Here is a 19,342-nt window from a genome sequence, read left to right as displayed (position 1 = left end):
CCATGCGGCGACCTATTTTCCCCGCAACTTGTCAATCAGGGGTGAAAGCAGGGACGACTTTTGCTTCTTCGTTTCGCTGCGGCCGGTCAGGCGCTGGGCGATCTGAAGGAACATCTCGATCGACTTATGGTTGGCCGAGATCTCCGCGATCATCTGGCCGTTATTGGCCGCCGAGCCGAAGATCTGCGGCTCGAACGGAATCGAGACGACCGGCTGGCTCTCGATCGCCTTGGCGAACTCCGCCGCGGCGATTTCGGGCCGTTTCGGCACGCCGACCTGGTTCAGGCAGTAGAGCGGCGGCCGGTCGTTGGGGCGCGCGGCCTTCAGGAGATCGAACAGGTTCTTGGTGTTGCGCAAATTGGCGAGGTCGGGCGCCGCCACGATCAGGATGTCGTCCGCTCCGATCAGGGCGCGTTTCGTCCAGCCCGACCATTGGTGCGGAACGTCGAGGACGATGCAGGGCATCGTGGAGCGCAACGTGTCGAACACGGAATCGAAGGCGTCGGCGCCGAAATCGTAGACCCGGTCGAGCGTCGCCGGCGCCGCCAGCAGACTGAGGTGGTCGGTGCATTTCGACAGAAGGCGGTCGACGAAGGCGGTGTCGACGCGATCGGGTGAGAATACGGCGTCGGCAATGCCCTGCGGTGGATCCTGGTTGTAGTCGAGTCCGGCCGTGCCGAAGGCGAGGTCGAGGTCGGCGACGACCGCGTCCATCGCGAGATCGCGGGCGATCGCCCAGGCGACATTGTGGGAGATGGTTGATGCGCCGACGCCGCCCTTGGCCCCGACCACGGCGATAATGCGGCCGACGGCCTTGGCTTCCGGCGCCGAGAACAGGTTGCAGATCGAGCGCACGACGTCGATCGCGCCGACCGGCGCGAGCACGTAGTCGCTGACGCCGCGGCGGACCAGCTCGCGGTAGAGCGTGACGTCGTTGATGCGGCCGATCACGACCACGCGGGTGCCGGCATCGCAGACGGTCGCGAGATGGTCGAGCCCGCCCAGGAGGTCGTTGCGGCCGTCGCTTTCGAGCACGATCACGTTCGGCGTGGGGGCCGAGCGGTAGGCTTCCACCGCAGCCGCCATTCCGCCCATCTGGATCTTCAGATGGGCCTTGCCGAGACGGCGATCTTCGCCGGCTGACTGCACGGCGGCCGCCGTTTCCACGGTCTCGCAGAAAGCCTGGACGGAAACGCGGGGCGCCGGCGCAATATGCTCCTCGACCGGTGGGAGCGATGCCTCGGACTGATCTTCTTGGGGCTGGCGAGCGTAGCTGATCATCTGCCGGTGTCGCTGAGTTTGGCCTTGTCGGCCTCAGGATAGGCGACCGCCGTCGGCATTCCCTTGCGATACTTCTCGAACGCGGCGGTCCGCCGCGGCGTGTAGGACGGCGTTTCGGGCCGCGGCTGCTCGAGATCCGACGGATTGTCGACCATCGCTGCGAGGTTGCGCTGATAGGCGCAGCCGTAATTGTAGTAGTCCTTGTTCTCGAACCAGCTCTTGTTCTTCATCGAAGGGCCGATATCTTCCGGCCACAGGCCGCAGGGACCCGCGACTGCGGCGATCTTGGAATAGGTGAGGCGGATCGGCGGCAGGAATCGCTTGTCGTCCGGCGTGTAAGAGCGGGCGTTGATGCCGCGCGGCGGAACGCCCGCCGCCGACAGCATTGCCTGGATTTCGCGCATGGTGTCCGCGACCGGACGCGCGTTGGGCGTGCCGGACGGTACGTCGATCCGGATCGCGCCGGTGCCTTCGTGCATCCAGGCCGACGCGACGCCCATCACGTCGGCGCGCTGGGCGGCGGTCAAGCCGCCGCGGGCATGGCCGACGAAGACGACGATGGAACGATTCTGCTCCTCGATCGCGATCGGATGGCGCTGCTTGTAGTCGTCGGGAATGGAGGCCGTGACCGCTTCGTCATGCTGGCAGCCGCCTAGGGCGAGCGCCATGCCGACGAGCGCGCCGCCGAGGTGGATGGCGCGCCTGCGAATCTGGGGTGGTCTAGTGATCTTCATGAAGTCCCCGTTCCGCCTCAGTCGGTGATGAAGCCGTAGGTGCCGCGGTAGTTCTTGGCCGGTTCGGTCCGGCCGGGCACGCCGTAGATGCGGTTGATGTTGCCGAGCAGTTCGGCCTGCGGATCAGCCGGTGCGGAGAAGCCATCATCCGGCCGCGACAGGTCCTTTTGCGCAACTGCGCGAACGATGTAGGGCGTCACGATCACGACCAGCTCGGTCGCGTTGTTGACGAAGTCGCGGCTACGGAACAGCGTGCCGAGGACCGGGAGCTGCATCAGACCTGGCAGTCCGCTGACCGCTTGCTTGGTCTGCTGCTGGATCAGGCCAGCCATCGCCATCGCGCCGCCTGAGGGAATTTCCAGCGAGGTTTCTGCGCGGCGGGTCTTGATCGAGGGCACCGTGAGCGAGTTGACCGAGGTCGAGGTCACGGCCTGGGACAGCGTGATCGCGTTTTCGTTCGAGAGCTCGGACACCTCGGTCATTACCCGCAGGCTGATCTTGCCCTCCGTGAGAACGACGGGGGTGAAGTTGAGCGAGATGCCGAACTTCTTGAAGCTGATCTGGGTGGTACAGACGTGCGTGGTGGGGTCGCACGCATAGCCCGCAGGCACCGGAAATTCACCGCCGGCAATGAACGTTGCCGATTCACCGGAGATCGCGGTCAGGTTCGGTTCGGCCAGCGTCCGGATCACGCCCGCGGTCTCCATCGCACGCAGCGTGGCCTGCACCGACGGGGCCGCGCCGAACTTCGTGGTCAGGTTATTGCCGTCGACGAGGTTGTGGCCAAGAGCCGTGAACGGATTGGAGTTGCTGAAGCTGACGACCGAGGTGCCGTAGCTGAGGTTGGCGGTGAGGTCGATTCCGAGCTGCTTGACGATGCTGCGCTGCACTTCCGCGACCGTCACCTTGAGCATGACCTGATCGCGGCCGCGGACCACGATCGAGTTCACGACCTTCTCGGGGCCGCCGGCGAGGCGCACGGCGAGGTCGTTGGCCTGCTGGGCTTCGGCCGGATTCGCGGCCGAGCCGGTCAAGATGATGCCGTCGCCTAGCCCGTCGATCTGGATGTCTGAGTTCGGCAGGACCTGCTTCAGCGCGGCCCGCACGCCGTTGAGGTCGCGCTTGACCGCGATGTCATAGGCCGCGATCTGCTGGCCGGCGGAATCGAAGAACACGATGTTGGTCTGCCCGATCGAGGCGCCAATGATGTAGGCACGCTGCGCCGAGCGGACGACCGCGTTGGCGATCTTCGGATCGGCGACAAGCACGTCCTTGATGTCGCGCGGAAGGTCGATCACGATCGACTTGCCGATGCCGAGCGAGAGGAATCGCGCGTTCATCTGACCGTCGGCCGCAGCCTGCGCCACAGGGCGATAGTCGGCGGCGACCACAGGGGTGAGCACCGGGTTGAGCGCGAGCGCGACGGCGGCCGAAAACGACAGGGCGCGGACCACCGGGGTTCGCATCGTCGCCAAATTCGCCCTGCATTTCATGTCGACAGTCCTCATCGTGCCTTCGCCGTCGAGCTTGGGATACCGTACCGAATGATCGAAATGCCCTCGCGCTTCTGTGCGGAGTCATCGAGCGTGATCTCGCTCAGCTTGACATCGACGATGCTGCGCAGCGCCAGCGACAGCGTGCCGCTCTGGCGTGCGGAGGAGAGCGTCGCAGTCTGCGCAGGATTGAGTTCGAGAGTGACGGTCTTGCCGACCACCGCGTTCTGGCCGTCCTTCTCCTTGGGAGCCTGGTCGATGGCCAGGACGCGGATATTGGCCAGGATGATCTCGGACGTGACGACATCGGGAGCGCCGCTGCTCTGGTCCGGGTTCTTGAGACGGCGCGTCAAAAGCACGTCGACGCGGTCGTTGGGCAGGATGAAGCCGCCTGCGCCGGTTTCCGGCGAGATCTCGGTCGAGATCGCCCGCATGCCGGTGGGCAGGATTGCCGCCATGAAGCCGGAGCCTTCGGCCTTGACCAGCTTCTGGTCCCGGATCGGCTCGCCCTGGATGAAGGGAGATCGTGCGATCGAGCCGGTGACCTGGGTTACCCCCTCGGGGCGCTCGTTGCGGCGGATGAAGGTGGCGCTGGCGGTCGCGGACGGCCAGGTCTGCCATTGCACGTCTTCCGGCTTGACGGTCTGGCCGAGGCCGATGTCGTTTTTCGCGACCAGGACGTCGACGGTGGGAAGCTGCGCGACCGGAGCAGGAGGCGGTGCAGAATTGTCCGAGCCGCTCGCCAGATACGCGGCGACACCGCCGGCGCAGATGGCGACCGTCAGGACGACAATGCGTGCCCTATTCATACGCTTCACTTTCCAACAAACGCCGCGACGCTGACGCCGCCGTAATCGGCAGTTGACCAGCTATTCGTCAAAGCATGGTTAATGAGGCGTATCTAAATCGCCTTAACGCCGGGTTTACCCGATGCGTTCAGCGCAATGCGAGGTGAGCGAGGTCGATCGCCTTCACCCATTCGGTCTCCGGGTAGACCATCAGCGCGCTCAGTGCGAGCGCGATGCCGTAGGGAATGCCGCTGTCCTTGGCGTGCAGCCGCGCGAGCCAGGTCTGGCCAGCGAGCCCGTAAGGCAGCGGCCACTGCCGGAACTGGAGCAGGAGCAGCGTCAGCGCCCCGCCGAACAGCGAGGCGTAGAGCAGGAAGTTCATCAGCTGTGCGAACCCGAACCAAAGCGCGACGGAGGCCGCCACCTTGGCATCGCCGCCACCGACCCAGCCCATCGCAAAACAGGTGAAGGCCACGACTAGGACGAGCGCGCCGGCGCCGACATGGCCCAGCATCTCGTAAGGTGCCATGCCACCGGCGAGAGCGAGCGCGAAAAAGCCGGCGACCAGCGCCAGCGATACGCGGTTGGAGATCGTCATCGTGAAGAGATCGCTTGCGGCGGCAAACGCCATCAGGGCCGGGAAGAGCAGAAGGCGCGCAAGGTCGAGGATCATGGGCTGCGTCTTGAGGCCTGGGTGTGCCGCGGAGCTGGCGTCGCCGGATTCTAGCCGGCAGTGCTAAACAAACCGAAAACGGCGGCGGCGGTCTTGAGGGGTAGAACCAGCCGAAGGCGTGCTCACCAGAGGGAGGCGATGCGTGCGGCGAGCGCGACGGTCGCAAGCAGCAGGGCCAGGCAGACCCAGTAAGCCGGCGAGCCGGTCTGCGCCGCCTCGGCCGCGTTCGCCGCGACCACGGCATCGGTTCTGTACTTGCTCAACGCCACTGGAACTCGCCGTCTTAAAAACAAAGGCCCCGGAAATCCGGGGCTTTTGCAGTCGTTGATCGATCGCCTACTTCAGCGAGCTGCTGATCGAGGTGAACTTGGCGTTCAGCGTGGTGCCGAGATTGTTGACGACGGTGATGATGGCCAGCGCGATGCCGGCGGCAATCAGACCGTATTCGATGGCGGTGGCGCCGGATTCATCTTTCGCGAAACGCGCAATCAGGTTCTTCATGAACAAAACTCCATCTGGGGTGGGATCGCCTCGTTCGGCGGTGTGCTTGACGCAACGACCATGAGATCCGAGCTCTTTCGGGAGAGTTAATTCGATCGGGCAAACGCGCTTGCCGCTGGCCAGAGTGAATTTCGCCTTAAGGCAGCCAGCTGCAATTCGTTCCGGTTCCGGATGTGCAGCAAGCGCAGCACCGGCTTCACCCTCCCTTAAATTTGGGGGAGTACGCGTAGGCGGGACCAGCAATTCGCAAGAGAGGCGACAATGTCGAGCCTGCCCATGGAAATCGCCCTGATGCTTGGCGAGACCATCGCGAAGGTGATCCCCGCGACCTTCGCGCTCGCGGTGGTCTTCACCGTGCTCGAGCATGTCTGGGCCTGCAATCCCGGCGTGCCGTGGTGGCGCAAGCGGGAGATCGTCACGGACATCTGCTACTGGTTTATCGCTCCGGTGTTCGCACGTGTCATGCGGATCGGCCTTCTGATCGTCGGTGCGAGCTTCGTCTTCAACATCCATGATGCCGACGGGCTCATCGCCTTCTACGACAACGGCCACGGCCCGCTGGCGCTATTGCCGCTCTGGGTCCAGGCCATGCTGTTCCTGGTGCTGTCCGATTTCATGCTGTACTGGCTGCACCGGTTGTTCCACGGCGGTGGGTTCTGGAAGTACCACGCGATCCACCACTCCTCGGAGGAGATCAGCTGGATTTCTGCGGCACGCTTCCATCCCGTCAATCTCGTGCTCGGTACCATCGCGGTCGACGTCGTGCTGCTGATGGCCGGCATTTCGCCGAACGCCATGGTCTGGCTCGCCCCGTTCACGACCTTCCATTCGGCCTTCGTGCACGCCAACCTGAACTGGACCTTCGGGCCGTTCAAATATGTGTTGGCGACGCCGGTGTTCCACCGTTGGCACCACACCGCGCTAGCAGAGGGCGGCGACACCAATTTTGCCGGCACGTTCCCGATCTGGGACTTGCTGTTCGGCACTTTCCGCATGCCCGAGGGGCAACTGCCGCAGGATTACGGCAAGGATGAAGCCACCATGCCGAAGGAAATCGGAGGGCAGCTTGCCTATCCGTTCCGCCGCTAGGTTCTCGAGAGCCGCGAACGCCAGTCCGTTCAAACAATAGTCCGAGAGTTTGCGGAACGTTCACGAATTGAGGGCAGGTTAGCCGGGTCGGGCACCGGCTCGGCTGTTATCTGATCGCTTCTGCCGGTTTGTGACGTCCCGGGGGTAAGAGTATGCGTAAACAACTGCTGCGCCGTCATGCGCGCGTCTGTCTTCTGGTTGCGACAGCGGTGCTGGCATCGCCGGCTGCCGTCATTGCCGAGTCCGCCGATACCATCGCCGTCAATGTCGACCAGGCCAAGCTGGTGCGGCTGCCTGGCAAGGTGGCAACCATCGTGGTCGGCAATCCCCTGATCGCCGACGTCACGCTCCAGCCCGGCGGCATGATCGTCGTCACCGGAAAGGGCTATGGCGCCACCAATTTCATCGCGCTCGACCGCGGCGGCGAGATCCTGGTCGACCGCCAGGTCCAGGTCGAAGGTCCGAGCGACCGGCTCGTTACCGTCTATCGCGGGATCGAACGCGAGTCCTACAGCTGCGCGCCGCTTTGCCAGCGCCGCGTGACGCTCGGCGACAGCGACACCTACTTCAACAGCACGATGAGCCAGGCCGGTTCGTTGAGCAGCTCGGCGAGCGGCAGTGCCGGTGCGGGCGCCAAGACGAACTGACTAAGGCGAACTGAGCAAGACGAACCAAGTAAGACCAACCAGCAAGTTTGATTGGCGGATTTGGGGGCAAGGATCGTCCCCGCCCGCCGCACGCGCGCGAGTTTCTCTTTCCGTGTCCTCGTCTCCCTGGTCCGGGTCGTTCGCGGTTAACGCGCTCTTAACGGCCCGGGCCGCCGGGTGCGGATCGCCTGAAACACTTAAACAATCAGTTTCCGCTATTGAACATGGCAGATGATTGCTGCTGCTGGGGAATTTGATGCCTTCGCCTGCACCTACGAGATTCACGCTCCTCGCCACGTTGCGCCGGTTTCGTGGCAGCCGCCGCGGCTCCGCAGCCGTCGAGTTCGCGCTCGTTGCGCCGATGTTCTTTGCGTTGCTGTTCGCCATCATCGAGTCGGCGCTGATGTTCCTGGCGAGCCAGGTGCTCGAGAGTGCCTCGCAAAATTCTGCGCGCGTGTTGCTGACCGGGCAGGCGCAATCCGGCACGCTCACGGCCTGCGCGGTCTCCGGCGTCAGCACACCCTGCTCGCAAACGACGTTCAAGGCTTACGTCTGCAGCCAGATCCCGGCGCTGTTTGATTGCACCAAGCTCTACGTCGACGTCGTGAGTACAAACTCGTTCGGAGCGCTGAGCCTCACCAATTATGGTGATTCCTGCAGCTTCAATCCAACCGGCGTGCAATACAGTGCCGGGGCCGCCAACCAGGTCGTCGTGGTGCGGCTGTTCTATCAGTGGCCGCTCTTCGTCACTGGCCTTGGCTTCAACATGGGCTGCAACAACAAGCGGCTGCTGATTGCGACCGCGGCCTTCAAGAATGAACCCTTCTGAGACAGATGGATCCGAGCGGACAGATGCAGGCGATTGCGAATATCTGGAGGAATGCCCGAAGCTCCGTGCGCGACTTCGTCGCCGACACGCGTGCGATCGCGGCGACCGAGTTCGCGGTCATCGTGCCGCTGATGCTGGTGATGTTCTTCGGGACCGTCGAATTTTCATCGGCCGTGGCGATCAATCGCAAAGTCACAATGATTGCACGGACTCTGTCCGATTTGACGTCGCAGTCGACATCGGTCGACGATGGCGACATGCAGGACACGTTCACGGCAAGCATATCGATGATCATGCCGTACGACGCTACGCTCGTGAACGGCACGGTCCTTCAGATCTATATCGACTCAAGCAAGGTCGCCAAGATTCAATGGAGCAAGTCCGCCACCATTGCCAACGGTGCGACGCAGGCCACGCTGACGGCTCCGCCCCCGACTCTGGTAGCTGGCACCACGGTCACCTCGATGATTCCGCCATCGCTCTTGATCGCGTCGACCTACCTTATCTTCAGTCAGGCGAGTTACGTCTACACGCCTTCTGTCAAATTCGTCCTGAAGACGGGCATCACGCTGAGCGATGTCTCCTACACGCGGCCGCGCCAGGTCACCTGCGTTCCTTACACGGGTGTAAAGTCGCCGTGCTGAAATACGAGAGCAGATCCTGGAATAAAAAAAGGCCGGGCATCGCGCCCGGCCTTTTCATTGATTGGTTCGCTCGAGCCGATCGGGGCCCGTAAGCGGTAGGCTCAGCCGGCGGAGCGGAGGTTGTCGGCTGCCGACTTGCCGGAACGGCGGTCGGCGACGATCTCGTAGGAGATCTTCTGACCTTCGCGCAGCGTGCCGAGGCCTGCACGCTCCACAGCGCTGATGTGAACGAACACGTCCTGGCCGCCATCGTCGGGCTGGATGAAGCCGAAGCCTTTGGTCGCGTTAAACCACTTCACGGTTCCCATGCTCATGGGGGTAGTCCCTTCTCAGATAACACAATGTCAGAGCCCGCTTGCGCGGACAGGTTAGATCGAATTTTTGGAAGGGTCGTCAGCGTGTCTGAACCGGCTGTACCGGTGGATGCTAATGTCGTCCGGCCGAAAATCGATTAAGTCATTTTATTGGAAACAGACACCCAAAACAATGCTGACGTGCACGATTTTTTGATCCGCCGTGATGGTCACGGCGGATCAGCATACACGTCGGAATTACAGGTCCGCGCTCGCGCGCTGGGCCCCCGCTAGCGGCGGCGGAACTGGCCGCCGCGCTGTCCGGGACGCGGAGGTCCGCCCATCCCGCTCGGACGTTCGTCCTTGTGGCGGAAAATCAGCCGGCCCTTTTCGAGGTCATAGGGCGACATCTCTACCGTCACGCGGTCGCCCGCCAGAGTCTTGATGCGGTTCTTCTTCATCTTGCCGGCGGTGTAGGCGACGATCTCGTGTCCGGCGTCGAGCTGCACGCGGTAGCGCGCGTCGGGGAGGATTTCGGTGACCAGTCCTTCGAACTGGATCAGCTCTTCCTTAGCCATGAATTTCTCCAGGTCGTGGACGGCTAGTGCGAATGGGGTTTGCGGTTCGGTTGGCCGTTCGGCCGACTCTCGCGGCGCAAAAAGGCAACGCCTTGTATCCCATCAGACGCCCCGGCGCTATGCGCGGAACGCTGTTCCGGACGGGCGTTTGGCGAAGAATGCGCCTTGCCTCCGGAGCGGCTGCGAGGAGCTGCCTTCGGGCCACTGCCGGGCCTTCCGTCGCCCTGCTTGGCGGCACTGTGGTGGCGCCCGTCCGCATGCCTTTCGTCGGCACGGCGACCGTCAGCGTGGCGTCCCTCACCATGCCTTGCGCCTTGCGGACGCTGGCCCGGGCGGCCCGGCCGACCCTGTCGTTGCTGCTGCGGGGGAGGGCCCGCATCGCGGCGGCCGGCGTCGGTGCGGCGATCCTCACGCGGCAGCGCCACTTTGATCAGCCGCTCGATGTCGCGGAGATAGGCGAGTTCCTCGCCGCCTGCGACCAGCGAGATCGCGGTGCCCTCGGCACCCGCGCGCGCGGTGCGCCCGATGCGGTGCACATAGGTCTCCGGCACGTTGGGCAGATCGAAATTGATGACGTGGGTGATGCCGTCGACATCGATGCCGCGGGCGGCGATATCGGTGGCGACCAGGGTACGGATCTCGCCGGTGCGGAACAGAGCGAGTGTCCGTTCGCGGTGGTTCTGCGACTTGTTGCCGTGGATGGCGCTGGCGGGGATGCCGGCCTTCTCGAGCGTCTTCACCACCTTGTCCGCGCCGTGTTTGGTGCGGGTGAAAACCAGCGCGCGGTTGACCTGCTCCTGCTTCAACAGCTGGGCGAGGAACGCCGGCTTGGCGGAGAAGTCGACCTGGATGATGCGCTGCTGGATGCGCTCCACGGTCGAGGAGACCGGGGTCACCGCGACGCGGGCGGGGTCGCGCAGCATGGCGTCGGCCAGCTCGGCGATGTCCTTCGGCATGGTGGCCGAGAAGAACAGCGTCTGCCGCTTGATCGGCAGCTTGGCGACGATTTTGCGGATGTCGTTGATGAAGCCCATGTCGAGCATGCGGTCCGCCTCGTCGAGCACGAGGAATTCGACGCTGCCAAGCTTCAGTCCGTTGCTCTGCACGAGGTCGAGCAAACGGCCGGGGGTGGCGACCAGCACCTCGACGCCCTGCATCAGCGAGCGGACCTGACGGCCCATCGGCACGCCGCCGATGGCGAGCGTCGAGGACAGGCGGATGTGACGGCCATAGGCGTTGAAACTGTCGAGGATCTGGCCGGACAGTTCGCGGGTCGGCGACAGCACCAGGACGCGGGTCGTCTTCGGCTGCGGCTTGATGCGATTCTCGAGCAGGCGGTGCAGGATCGGCAGCGCGAAGGACGCGGTCTTGCCGGTTCCGGTTTGGGCGATGCCGACGACGTCGCGGCCGGTCAGCGCGGTCGGAATTGTCTGGGCTTGGATGGGGGTGGGGGTGACGTAGTTCTCTTCGGTGAGAGCACGGGCGATGGGCTCGGCGAGGCCGAAATCCTGAAACGAAGTCAAAAGATGGGTTCTTTCCATGTCAAAAGCGGGCGCCCGGCGCATTCGGCGCGGCGCGCGCAAAAGGGTGTCGAGTGGGACACCTGCGTGTTTGGGGTGTCGGATGGCTTGATGGGATGGGGCAAGCCAGACGCCCGTAAGGGCTTAAGAACACGCGGCTCGCAACGGTCTCCTGATTCGCAAGAGACCTCGACCTCATATGGAACATTGAGGCGGCGCTTTCAAGGCACGCCCCACAGAAACGGCGATCGCGGTGCAGAAATAGTTATGCCGGAAATTTAGCCAGAGTGACAAATTTGCTCAGAAAATAACCTGCCTGCCGCATTCGCATACATTAGAATTGCTCAATGTTTAGGCGGCGCGGCCTGTGCAATACTTCGTTTTCTGGCAATTTCACCAGCAAAAACAATCGGTTGAAGGGTGTCTAATCCATGGCACAGTTCTTGCGAATCCGTTAATCGCAGGCGGCCGTTGGGGCCGTTTCGCAGCGTTTTTCACGTCTGCGTCAGGGAGATGAGACACTCATGCATAGCAAATCCACTCACGATATAGCGGCGCCATTTAGCCGCCGTGGCGTTCTCGCCGCGACCGCCGGACTGATGCTTGGTCTGGCTTCCATTTCTGGTGCGAAAGCCGCGGACGACACCATCAAGGTCGGCGTGCTTCACTCCCTCTCCGGCACCATGGCCATCAGCGAAACCACGCTGAAGGACACCATCCTCTTCCTGATCGACGAGCAGAACAAGAAGGGCGGCGTCAACGGCAAGAAGCTCGAAGCCGTGGTCGTCGATCCCGCTTCGAACTGGCCGCTGTTCGCCGAGAAGGCGCGCGAGCTGATCACCAAGGACAAGGTCTCGGTCGTGTTCGGCTGCTGGACCTCGGTGTCACGGAAGTCGGTGCTCCCGGTGTTCAAGGAGCTGAACAGCATCCTGTTCTACCCCGTGCAGTACGAGGGCGAGGAGAGCGAGCGCAACGTGTTCTACACCGGCGCCGCGCCGAACCAGCAGGCGATCCCCGCCGTCGACTATCTGATGAAGGACGAGAAGGTGAAGCGCTGGGTGCTCGCAGGCACCGACTACGTCTATCCGCGCACCACCAACAAGATCCTGGAAGCCTACCTGAAGTCCAAGGGTGTCGCCCAGGAAGACATCATGATCAACTACACGCCGTTCGGTCATTCCGACTGGCAGACGATCGTGGCCGACATCAAGAAGTTCGGCTCGGCCGGCAAGAAGACCGCTGTGGTCTCGACCATCAACGGCGACGCCAACGTTCCTTTCTACAAGGAGCTCGGCAACCAGGGCATCAAGGCGAAGGACATCCCGGTCGTCGCGTTCTCGGTGGGTGAGGAAGAACTCGCCGGCATCGACACCAAGCCGCTGCTCGGCCATCTCGCCGCCTGGAACTATTTCCAGTCGATCAAGTCGCCGGAGAACGAGAAGTTCATCAAGGCGTGGCAGACCTACACCAAGAATCCGAAGCGCGTGACCAACGATCCGATGGAAGCGCACGTGATCGGCTTCGACATGTGGATCAAGGCGGTCGAGAAGGTGAAGTCGACCGATCCGGACAAGGTGATCGATGCGCTCCCCGGCATCGAAGCCAAGAACCTGACCGGCGGCACCTCCAAGATGCTTCCGAACCATCACATCACCAAGCCGGTGTTCATTGGCGAAATCAAAGCCAACGGCCAGTTCGACGTGGTGTGGAAGACCCCGGGTCTTGTCGCGGGCGACGCCTGGTCGAAGGAGCTCGACGGCTCCAAGGACCTGGTCGGCGACTGGGTCGGCAAGAAGTGCGGTAACTTCAACACCAAGACCAACAAGTGCCTCGGTTCGGGCTCCTGATCCGGATCTGACGCTCCATTGCACGATCGGAGAGGGCGGCGATCCCGCCGCCTTCTCCACCCTTTTCTGCCGGGGTCTTTCACAGTGCCAGCCAATTTGTCCGCCCGCCTCTGTTCGCTCCTGCTCTCGTTCTTCCTGATCGCGTTCGCACTGCCGGCCTTGGCCGGCCCGTTCGAAGATGCGGTCGCCAAATTCGCCAACGACGATTATTCCGACACGGAAGAGGCGATCGGCGTGGTCGCGGGCAGCGGCAATACCCTTGCCTTTCCGATCATCAGCGCGCTTCAGGACGGCCGGCTCATGGCCGACCCTGATAGCAAGAAGGTTTACGTCACCGGCACCGACGGCAAGTCGATCGATGCCGCGACCGGTCAGGCCGTGGCCAGCGTGCCCGACAGTGCGAGCGCGGTCCGCCTCAACAACCGCCTTCGCCGCAGCGTCGATGCGGCGATCGGCAGCCTGACGCTGCAGTCACCCGACATCGGAGCGCGGCTCCAGGCCGCGCAATCCGTCTTCAAGTCGCATGAGGAGACGTCGCTCGAAGCGGTCGATGGCGCGCTCGCCAAGGAAACCAACCGATCCGTCAAGGCTGCGCTGGGCGACGCCCGCGCGGCGATCCTGTTGTTCAAGCCGGATGCCACCGAGCTCGAGAAGCTCGAAGCCGTTGCCACCATCAAGGCGCGCGGCGACCAGGAGGCGATGGCGCTGCTGACCGGCATGGGCGACCAGCCGGCCTCGGTGACCAAGGCTGCCGCGAGCGCAATCGGCTCGATCCAGAGTTCGCTCGCGGTCTGGTCGATGGTGCAGAATGCCTGGTACGGCCTCTCGCTCGGTTCGGTGCTGCTGCTTGCTGCGATCGGGCTTGCCATCACGTTCGGCGTGATGGGCGTCATCAACATGGCCCATGGCGAGATGGTGATGATCGGGGCCTACACCACCTTCGTGGTGCAGGAGGTGATCCGTACCCGCTATCCCGTCCTGTTCGACTATTCGCTGCTGATCGCCGTGCCGCTCGCCTTCCTGGTGGCCGGCGCGCTCGGCGTCGTGATCGAGCGCAGCATCATCCGCTTTCTCTATGGCCGTCCGCTGGAGACGCTGCTGGCGACCTGGGGCCTGTCGCTGGTGCTGCAGCAGGCCGTGCGCACCATGTTCGGCCCGACCAACCGCGAGGTCGGCAACCCCTCCTGGATGAGCGGCGCGTTTGAGATCGGCCAGATCACGGTCACCTATAACCGGCTCTGGATCCTTGTCTTCACGCTCGCGGTGTTCGTCATTCTGCTCGCGATGCTGCGCTACACGGTACTCGGGCTCGAGATGCGCGCGGTGACACAGAACCGGCGCATGGCGGCTTCGATGGGCATCGCCACTTCGCGGGTCGACGCGCTGACTTTTGGTCTCGGCTCGGGCATTGCGGGCATCGCCGGCGTGGCGCTGTCGCAGATCGACAATGTCAGCCCCAATCTCGGCCAGAGCTACATCATCGACAGCTTCATGGTCGTGGTGTTCGGTGGCGTCGGCAATCTCTGGGGCACGCTGGTCGGCGCCTTCACGCTCGGCATCGCCAACAAATTCCTGGAGCCGGTCGCCGGCGCCGTGCTCGGCAAGATCGCCATCCTCGTTCTCATCATCCTGTTCATTCAAAAACGGCCGCGCGGCCTGTTCGCGCTCAAGGGCCGCGCGGTGGAAGCATGACCCCTCACATGCTGACGCGATCGCTGGACCGCGGCGCGACCATCTTCCTTGCCATCGTCGTGGCCTGCGGCATCCTCATCCCGCTCTCCAACCTGCTGCTGCCCGCAGGTTCGTTCCTGCAAGTGCCGACCTATCTCGTCGCGCTCTGGGGCAAATATGTCTGCTACGCGATCCTGGCGCTCTCGATCGACCTGATCTGGGGCTATTGCGGCATCCTCTCGCTCGGTCACGGTGCCTTCTTCGCGCTCGGCGGCTACGCGATGGGCATGTACCTGATGCGGCAGATCGGCAGCCGCGGCGTCTACGGCAATCCGATCCTGCCGGACTTCATGGTGTTCCTGAACTATTCGAAGCTGCCCTGGTACTGGTACGGCTTCGACATGTTCTGGTTTGCCGCGCTGATGGTGCTGATCGTGCCGGGCCTGCTCGCCTTTTCCTTCGGCTGGCTCGCCTTCCGCTCGCGCGTCACTGGCGTGTATCTGTCAATCATCACCCAGGCGATGACCTATGCACTGCTGCTCGCCTTTTTCCGCAACGATTTCGGCTTCGGCGGCAACAACGGCATGACCGACTTCAAGGACATCTTGGGCTTCAACGTGCAGGCCGAGGGCACGCGTGCTGCGCTGTTCGCGCTGAGCTGCCTGGCGCTGATCGCCGGCTTTCTGATCTGCCGCGCCATCGTCTCGTCCAAGCTCGGCAAGGTGCTGATCGCCGTGCGCGATGCGGAATCGCGCACGCGCTTCCTCGGCTACCGGGTCGAATCCTACAAGCTGTTCGTGTTCACAGTGTCGGCCTGCATGGCCGGCGTCGCCGGCGCGCTCTATGTGCCGCAGGTCGGCATCATCAACCCGAGCGAATTCGCGCCGGGCAATTCGATCGAGGCCGTGATCTGGGTCGCGGTCGGCGGCCGCGGTACGCTGGTCGGCGCCGCGCTCGGCGCCGTCGTCGTCAACTACGCAAAGACGTTCTTCACCTCCGGCATGCTCGCGCCCTACTGGCTGTTCATGCTGGGTGCCATGTTCATCCTGGTAACGTTGCTGCTGCCTAAGGGCATCGTCGGCACTTTCAACGCCTGGTGGGACTCGTCGAAGGAAAGGCGCGACGCCGCGACCATTGCGAGCGCCGCGGCCGAAGACGGCGTCACCCAACCCAAAATGGCGGAGGAGGCGCAATGAACGTCATGGACACCCGCGCGACCTCCGCAATGCTGTATCTCGACGGTGTGCACGTCTCGTTCGACGGCTTCCACGCCATCAACAACCTCTCGCTGACGCTCGAGCCCGGCGAGATGCGCGCCATCATCGGCCCGAACGGCGCCGGCAAGACCACGATGATGGACATCATCACCGGAAAGACCAAGCCCGACGAAGGCACCGTGCTGTTCGACGGAGTCACCGATCTGACGCGACTGGACGAGACCCGCATCGCCGAGCTCGGCATCGGCCGTAAATTCCAGAAGCCGACCGTGTTCGAGAGCCAGACCGTGCAGGACAATTTGCTGCTCGCGCTCAATGTCGACCACAGCGTCAAGGGTACGCTGTTCTGGCGCGGCAGCCGGGCGGAGGCCGAGCAGATCGACAAGGTGCTGGAGACGATCCGCCTCACCGATGCCCGCAACCGTCTCGCCGGCAGCCTCAGCCACGGCCAGAAGCAGTGGCTCGAGATCGGCATGCTGCTCGCCCAGGATCCGAAACTACTGCTCGTCGACGAGCCCGTCGCCGGCATGACCGACGTCGAGACGCATCTCACCGCCGAGCTGCTCAAGGAAATCAACAAGACCCACACCGTGATGGTGGTCGAGCACGACATGACATTCGTGCGCGAGCTCGGCGTCAAGGTCACTTGCTTGCACGAGGGTACCGTGCTCGCGGAAGGCACCATCGACCAGGTCTCGTCCAACGAGCGGGTCATCGAAGTTTATCTGGGGCGCTGAGCGATGCTTGAGGTCAAGGACATCAACCTGTTCTACGGCGCGGCGCAGGCACTACGCGGCGTGTCGATTGCGGCCGAGCCCGGCAAGGTCACCTGCGTGCTCGGGCGCAACGGCGTCGGCAAGACCTCGCTCCTGCGTGCCATGGTCGGGCAGTACCCGATCTCCTCGGGCGCCATCGTGCTCGACGGCAACGATATCACGGGCCTGAAACCCTATGAGCGCGCGCGCAAGGGTATCGGCTTCGTGCCGCAGGGGCGCGAGATATTTCCGCTTCTGACGGTCGAGGAGAATCTCAAGACCGGCTTCGGGCCGCTCAGGCGCGAGGACAAGCACATTCCGGACGACGTGTACTCCCTGTTTCCGGTGCTGCAATCCATGCTCGGACGGCGTGGCGGCGATCTCTCCGGCGGCCAGCAGCAACAGCTCGCGATCGGGCGCGCGCTGGTGATGCGGCCGAAGCTGCTGCTGCTCGACGAGCCGACCGAGGGCATCCAGCCCTCGATCATCAAGGACATCGGCCGTGCCATCTCGTACCTGCGCAATCTCGGCAACATCGCCATCGTGCTGGTCGAACAATATCTCGACTTTGCCTGCGAACTCGGCGACAGTTTTGCGGTGATGGATCGCGGCGCGGTGAAGTTCACCTGCGACCGCTCCAATCTCGACGCGAGCGAAATCAGCCGCCAGATGGCGCTGTAGGCCATTCTGCCGCGACCGGCTGGGGGGCGGATGCGCAGCGACGTTCTAACGGCATCTTCGGTGTTCGACGCCAACCGTGCCCGCGGCGCGGTGCGCTTCGACGTCCACGCGCGCGACGGTGTGACACGTCGCGGGATATTGCATGAGTCCGGCTCCCTGCGCGTGCGCTTCCCTTCGCCGGAGGACGAGGGGCTCTCCGGCGTGTTCGTCAACACGGCCGGTGGTGTCGCCGGCGGCGATCGCTTCGACATCGAGATCGCTGCCGCAGATGGTTCGAAGCTGACGCTGACGACGGCGGCCGCGGAAAAGGTCTATCGCGCGCCAGGGCAGGCGGCGGAGCTCAATATAGCGCTGAAGGTTGGCGCAGGCGCACATCTCGGCTGGCTGCCGCAGGAGACGATCCTGTTCGACCGCGCGCGCGTGCGTCGTCGCTTCGACATAGACCTCGATGCGGCTGCCTCGCTCCTGCTGTGCGAGATCGTGGTGTTCGGCCGTACCGCGATGGGCGAACGGATGGAGCAGGGTGAGTTCGTCGATCGCTGGCGGCTGCGTCGCGGCGGCAAGCTAGTGTTCGCCGAGACCGTCAGGCTCGACGGCAATATTGGCGCAAAGCTTGCGCGATCGGCGGTGGCCAGGGGCGGCGCTGCGATTGGCACGGCGCTGATCGTGCCCGGCGACGAGGCCCTGATCGAGCGCATCCGCGAGGCCTCGGAATCCTTCGCCAGCGAGGTCGGGATATCCGCCTGGAATGGCTTTGCAATGGCGCGGTTCTGTGCCCAAGATGCGGCGCGTCTGCGCGCAGACATGATGACCGTGCTGGCGCGCACCGGCGCGGCGCTGCCGCGGCTCTGGTTGAATTGACGAAGTGAACGGAAGAGATTTCGTATGAACCTGTCTCCTCGCGAAAAGGACAAGCTTCTGATCTCGATGGCGGCGATCGTGGCCCGCCGCCGGCTGGATCGCGGCGTCAAGCTCAACCATCCGGAGGCGATCGCGCTCATCTCCGATTTCATCCTCGAAGGCGCGCGGGATGGCCGCACCGTCGCCGAGTTGATGCAATCGGGTGCGCAGGTTCTCACCCGCGACCAGGTGATGCCGGGCATTCCCGAGATGATCCACGACATCCAGGTCGAGGCGACGTTTCCGGACGGGACCAAGCTCGTCACTGTGCACGAGCCGATCAGGTAGGAGCGAGAGCATGATCCCCGGCGAACTCTTCATCCAGGACGGCGAGATCGAGCTCAACGCCGGCCGCAAGACGGTGACGCTGACGGTCGCCAACACCGGCGACCGCCCGATCCAGGTCGGCTCGCACTACCATTTCTTCGAGACCAACCCGGCCCTGAAGTTCGACCGCAAGAAGGCCCGCGGCATGCGCCTCGACATCGCCGCCGGCACCGCGGTCCGCTTCGAGCCCGGCCAGACCCGCGACGTCCAACTCGTCGCGGTGGCCGGCAAGAAGACCATCTACGGCTTCCGCGGCGACGTGATGGGGAAGCTGTGAATTCCACAGGAACGAGCGTGGCGCGGCATGGTTGAGGCGAAAACGGAGGACTTTGCCATGCTGTCACCTGTCCGCCTCGTCTCCGAAGCCGCCGAACTCGCCGCGCGCCGTCACAACGGCATGGCGCGCAAGGGCCGCGGTCATGAGCCTTACATCAACCACCTCGCCGAGGTCGCGAACCTGCTTGCGACCGCGACCGACGGCGCCGACGCCGAACTGGTTGCAGCCGGCTGGCTGCATGATGCGATCGAGGACACCGACACCACGCGCGAGGAGCTCGCGCAAAAATTCTCCGACCGTGTCGCGTCGCTTGTCGACGAGTGCACCGACGATATGAGCCTGTCGAAGCCGGAGCGGCGGCGGCGTCAGGTGCTCGACGCACCGAAAAAATCGGCTGGCGCCAGGCTGATCAAGATCGCCGACAAGATCAGCAATATAGGCGCGCGCGTACATTCGGATCCGACGGCCGAGGAACGTGACGATCTCGTCGATTATACCGACTGGGCCGAACAGGTTGTCGCTGGTTGCCGCGGCGGTAACTCTTGGCTCGATACGACCTTCGACGACATGGTGCTCACAGCGAGAACCTCTCTGTGA

23 protein-coding genes are annotated in these 19,342 nt (G+C 63.6%); 13 read left to right on the top strand and 10 right to left on the bottom strand.

Translation table 11 applies throughout. The features are described 5' to 3' along the window. Window positions 1-12: 12 nt before the first annotated feature. From RX329_RS38890 to RX329_RS38860, 7 genes are all read right to left on the bottom strand, one after another. A complete protein-coding gene (locus RX329_RS38890) occupies window positions 13-1,281 on the bottom strand; it encodes a CpaE family protein (RefSeq protein WP_018454683.1) in 1,269 nt (422 codons plus the stop codon). Then, entirely contained in the window at window positions 1,278-2,015 is a 738-nt protein-coding gene (locus RX329_RS38885; protein WP_018454682.1) for a CpaD family pilus assembly protein, read from the bottom strand. Before RX329_RS38885 ends, RX329_RS38890 begins: the two co-directional genes overlap by 4 nt. A gap of 17 nt (window positions 2,016-2,032) precedes the next feature. Beyond that, on the bottom strand, window positions 2,033-3,508 hold the full coding sequence (locus RX329_RS38880; RefSeq protein ID WP_026232792.1) for a type II and III secretion system protein family protein: 1,476 nt from the start codon (window positions 3,506-3,508) through the stop codon (window positions 2,033-2,035). Between the two features lie 11 nt (window positions 3,509-3,519). Continuing rightward, window positions 3,520-4,317 carry a Flp pilus assembly protein CpaB gene (gene cpaB, locus RX329_RS38875; RefSeq protein ID WP_018454680.1) on the bottom strand — a complete coding sequence of 266 codons (798 nt, stop codon included), beginning with the start codon at window positions 4,315-4,317 and terminating at the stop codon, window positions 3,520-3,522. A 127-nt stretch (window positions 4,318-4,444) separates the two neighbouring features. Further along, window positions 4,445-4,969 carry a prepilin peptidase gene (locus RX329_RS38870; RefSeq protein WP_018454679.1) on the bottom strand — a complete coding sequence of 175 codons (525 nt, stop codon included), beginning with the start codon at window positions 4,967-4,969 and terminating at the stop codon, window positions 4,445-4,447. 122 nt (window positions 4,970-5,091) lie between these two features. Then, a complete protein-coding gene (locus RX329_RS38865) occupies window positions 5,092-5,232 on the bottom strand; it encodes a hypothetical protein (RefSeq protein ID WP_162496356.1) in 141 nt (46 codons plus the stop codon). 73 nt (window positions 5,233-5,305) lie between these two features. Next, window positions 5,306-5,470, bottom strand: coding sequence for a Flp family type IVb pilin (locus tag RX329_RS38860; protein ID WP_007599783.1), 165 nt, complete (start codon window positions 5,468-5,470; stop codon window positions 5,306-5,308). A 261-nt stretch (window positions 5,471-5,731) separates the two neighbouring features. Between RX329_RS38860 and RX329_RS38855 the strand changes: the two genes are divergently transcribed. The 4 genes from RX329_RS38855 to RX329_RS38840 all read left to right on the top strand — a co-directional run bounded on the left by RX329_RS38855 (window position 5,732) and on the right by RX329_RS38840 (window position 8,679). Continuing rightward, window positions 5,732-6,559 carry a sterol desaturase family protein gene (locus RX329_RS38855; protein ID WP_085361621.1) on the top strand — a complete coding sequence of 276 codons (828 nt, stop codon included), beginning with the start codon at window positions 5,732-5,734 and terminating at the stop codon, window positions 6,557-6,559. A gap of 152 nt (window positions 6,560-6,711) precedes the next feature. Next, complete coding sequence (locus tag RX329_RS38850; protein ID WP_018454676.1) at window positions 6,712-7,206, top strand: pilus assembly protein N-terminal domain-containing protein; 495 nt, start codon at window positions 6,712-6,714, stop codon at window positions 7,204-7,206. Between the two features lie 256 nt (window positions 7,207-7,462). After that, window positions 7,463-8,035, top strand: coding sequence for a TadE/TadG family type IV pilus assembly protein (locus tag RX329_RS38845; protein WP_085351837.1), 573 nt, complete (start codon window positions 7,463-7,465; stop codon window positions 8,033-8,035). A gap of 23 nt (window positions 8,036-8,058) precedes the next feature. Further along, window positions 8,059-8,679 carry a TadE/TadG family type IV pilus assembly protein gene (locus RX329_RS38840; protein ID WP_240550528.1) on the top strand — a complete coding sequence of 207 codons (621 nt, stop codon included), beginning with the start codon at window positions 8,059-8,061 and terminating at the stop codon, window positions 8,677-8,679. 101 nt (window positions 8,680-8,780) lie between these two features. Here RX329_RS38840 and RX329_RS38835 read toward each other — a convergent pair whose 3' ends face one another. The 3 genes from RX329_RS38835 to RX329_RS38825 form a co-directional block, all read right to left on the bottom strand. After that, entirely contained in the window at window positions 8,781-8,993 is a 213-nt protein-coding gene (locus tag RX329_RS38835) for a cold-shock protein (RefSeq protein ID WP_007599788.1), read from the bottom strand. A gap of 269 nt (window positions 8,994-9,262) precedes the next feature. Beyond that, window positions 9,263-9,550 carry a translation initiation factor IF-1 gene (gene infA, locus RX329_RS38830; protein ID WP_007599789.1) on the bottom strand — a complete coding sequence of 96 codons (288 nt, stop codon included), beginning with the start codon at window positions 9,548-9,550 and terminating at the stop codon, window positions 9,263-9,265. A 23-nt stretch (window positions 9,551-9,573) separates the two neighbouring features. After that, entirely contained in the window at window positions 9,574-11,115 is a 1,542-nt protein-coding gene (locus RX329_RS38825; RefSeq protein WP_051112971.1) for a DEAD/DEAH box helicase, read from the bottom strand. A gap of 479 nt (window positions 11,116-11,594) precedes the next feature. Between RX329_RS38825 and urtA the strand changes: the two genes are divergently transcribed. The 9 genes from urtA to RX329_RS38780 all read left to right on the top strand — a co-directional run bounded on the left by urtA (window position 11,595) and on the right by RX329_RS38780 (window position 19,342). Next, the gene (gene urtA, locus RX329_RS38820) at window positions 11,595-12,917 is read left to right on the top strand and encodes an urea ABC transporter substrate-binding protein (protein ID WP_026232789.1); all 1,323 of its coding nucleotides are present in this window, start codon (window positions 11,595-11,597) and stop codon (window positions 12,915-12,917) included. 84 nt (window positions 12,918-13,001) lie between these two features. Continuing rightward, the gene (gene urtB, locus RX329_RS38815) at window positions 13,002-14,609 is read left to right on the top strand and encodes an urea ABC transporter permease subunit UrtB (RefSeq protein ID WP_085361620.1); all 1,608 of its coding nucleotides are present in this window, start codon (window positions 13,002-13,004) and stop codon (window positions 14,607-14,609) included. Beyond that, the gene (gene urtC / locus RX329_RS38810) at window positions 14,606-15,784 is read left to right on the top strand and encodes an urea ABC transporter permease subunit UrtC (RefSeq protein WP_026232788.1); all 1,179 of its coding nucleotides are present in this window, start codon (window positions 14,606-14,608) and stop codon (window positions 15,782-15,784) included. The genes urtB and urtC overlap by 4 nt, the downstream gene beginning before the upstream one ends. Beyond that, window positions 15,781-16,542: an urea ABC transporter ATP-binding protein UrtD gene (gene urtD, locus RX329_RS38805; RefSeq protein ID WP_018454669.1), complete on the top strand. Its 762-nt coding sequence runs from the start codon at window positions 15,781-15,783 to the stop codon at window positions 16,540-16,542. The genes urtC and urtD overlap by 4 nt, the downstream gene beginning before the upstream one ends. Before the next feature lie 3 nt (window positions 16,543-16,545). Continuing rightward, entirely contained in the window at window positions 16,546-17,241 is a 696-nt protein-coding gene (gene urtE / locus RX329_RS38800; RefSeq protein ID WP_007599806.1) for an urea ABC transporter ATP-binding subunit UrtE, read from the top strand. Window positions 17,242-17,271: 30 nt separating this feature from the next. Next, entirely contained in the window at window positions 17,272-18,102 is an 831-nt protein-coding gene (locus RX329_RS38795; RefSeq protein WP_085351738.1) for an urease accessory protein UreD, read from the top strand. A 24-nt stretch (window positions 18,103-18,126) separates the two neighbouring features. Further along, complete coding sequence (locus RX329_RS38790) at window positions 18,127-18,429, top strand: urease subunit gamma (protein ID WP_018454667.1); 303 nt, start codon at window positions 18,127-18,129, stop codon at window positions 18,427-18,429. A gap of 10 nt (window positions 18,430-18,439) precedes the next feature. After that, on the top strand, window positions 18,440-18,745 hold the full coding sequence (locus RX329_RS38785; protein ID WP_007599812.1) for an urease subunit beta: 306 nt from the start codon (window positions 18,440-18,442) through the stop codon (window positions 18,743-18,745). A gap of 57 nt (window positions 18,746-18,802) precedes the next feature. Then, the gene (locus tag RX329_RS38780) at window positions 18,803-19,342 is read left to right on the top strand and encodes an HD domain-containing protein (protein ID WP_026232787.1); all 540 of its coding nucleotides are present in this window, start codon (window positions 18,803-18,805) and stop codon (window positions 19,340-19,342) included.

Origin of the sequence: Bradyrhizobium sp. BWC-3-1 (genome assembly GCF_032917965.1) — a bacterium.
Taxonomy (GTDB): domain Bacteria; phylum Pseudomonadota; class Alphaproteobacteria; order Rhizobiales; family Xanthobacteraceae; genus Bradyrhizobium; species Bradyrhizobium canariense_D.
The sequence above is the reverse complement of the archived record's forward strand: the minus strand, read 5'-3'. Positions and strand labels throughout refer to the sequence as shown.

Coding starts and splice junctions, on each gene's coding strand:
- cpaB (WP_018454680.1), bottom strand. CDS start 4,317: ATGAATAGGGCACGCATTGTCGTCCTGACGGTCGCCATCTGCGCCGGC.
- urtA (WP_026232789.1), top strand. CDS start 11,595: ATGCATAGCAAATCCACTCACGATATAGCGGCGCCATTTAGCCGCCGT.
- urtE (WP_007599806.1), top strand. CDS start 16,546: ATGCTTGAGGTCAAGGACATCAACCTGTTCTACGGCGCGGCGCAGGCA.
- urtC (WP_026232788.1), top strand. CDS start 14,606: ATGACCCCTCACATGCTGACGCGATCGCTGGACCGCGGCGCGACCATC.
- RX329_RS38795 (WP_085351738.1), top strand. CDS start 17,272: ATGCGCAGCGACGTTCTAACGGCATCTTCGGTGTTCGACGCCAACCGT.
- RX329_RS38835 (WP_007599788.1), bottom strand. CDS start 8,993: ATGAGCATGGGAACCGTGAAGTGGTTTAACGCGACCAAAGGCTTCGGC.
- RX329_RS38850 (WP_018454676.1), top strand. CDS start 6,712: ATGCGTAAACAACTGCTGCGCCGTCATGCGCGCGTCTGTCTTCTGGTT.
- infA (WP_007599789.1), bottom strand. CDS start 9,550: ATGGCTAAGGAAGAGCTGATCCAGTTCGAAGGACTGGTCACCGAAATC.
- RX329_RS38860 (WP_007599783.1), bottom strand. CDS start 5,470: ATGAAGAACCTGATTGCGCGTTTCGCGAAAGATGAATCCGGCGCCACC.
- RX329_RS38780 (WP_026232787.1), top strand. CDS start 18,803: ATGCTGTCACCTGTCCGCCTCGTCTCCGAAGCCGCCGAACTCGCCGCG.
- RX329_RS38870 (WP_018454679.1), bottom strand. CDS start 4,969: ATGATCCTCGACCTTGCGCGCCTTCTGCTCTTCCCGGCCCTGATGGCG.
- RX329_RS38825 (WP_051112971.1), bottom strand. CDS start 11,115: ATGCGCCGGGCGCCCGCTTTTGACATGGAAAGAACCCATCTTTTGACT.
- RX329_RS38845 (WP_085351837.1), top strand. CDS start 7,463: ATGCCTTCGCCTGCACCTACGAGATTCACGCTCCTCGCCACGTTGCGC.
- RX329_RS38785 (WP_007599812.1), top strand. CDS start 18,440: ATGATCCCCGGCGAACTCTTCATCCAGGACGGCGAGATCGAGCTCAAC.
- RX329_RS38840 (WP_240550528.1), top strand. CDS start 8,059: ATGCAGGCGATTGCGAATATCTGGAGGAATGCCCGAAGCTCCGTGCGC.
- RX329_RS38880 (WP_026232792.1), bottom strand. CDS start 3,508: ATGAAATGCAGGGCGAATTTGGCGACGATGCGAACCCCGGTGGTCCGC.
- RX329_RS38855 (WP_085361621.1), top strand. CDS start 5,732: ATGTCGAGCCTGCCCATGGAAATCGCCCTGATGCTTGGCGAGACCATC.
- urtD (WP_018454669.1), top strand. CDS start 15,781: ATGAACGTCATGGACACCCGCGCGACCTCCGCAATGCTGTATCTCGAC.
- RX329_RS38790 (WP_018454667.1), top strand. CDS start 18,127: ATGAACCTGTCTCCTCGCGAAAAGGACAAGCTTCTGATCTCGATGGCG.
- RX329_RS38890 (WP_018454683.1), bottom strand. CDS start 1,281: ATGATCAGCTACGCTCGCCAGCCCCAAGAAGATCAGTCCGAGGCATCG.
- RX329_RS38885 (WP_018454682.1), bottom strand. CDS start 2,015: ATGAAGATCACTAGACCACCCCAGATTCGCAGGCGCGCCATCCACCTC.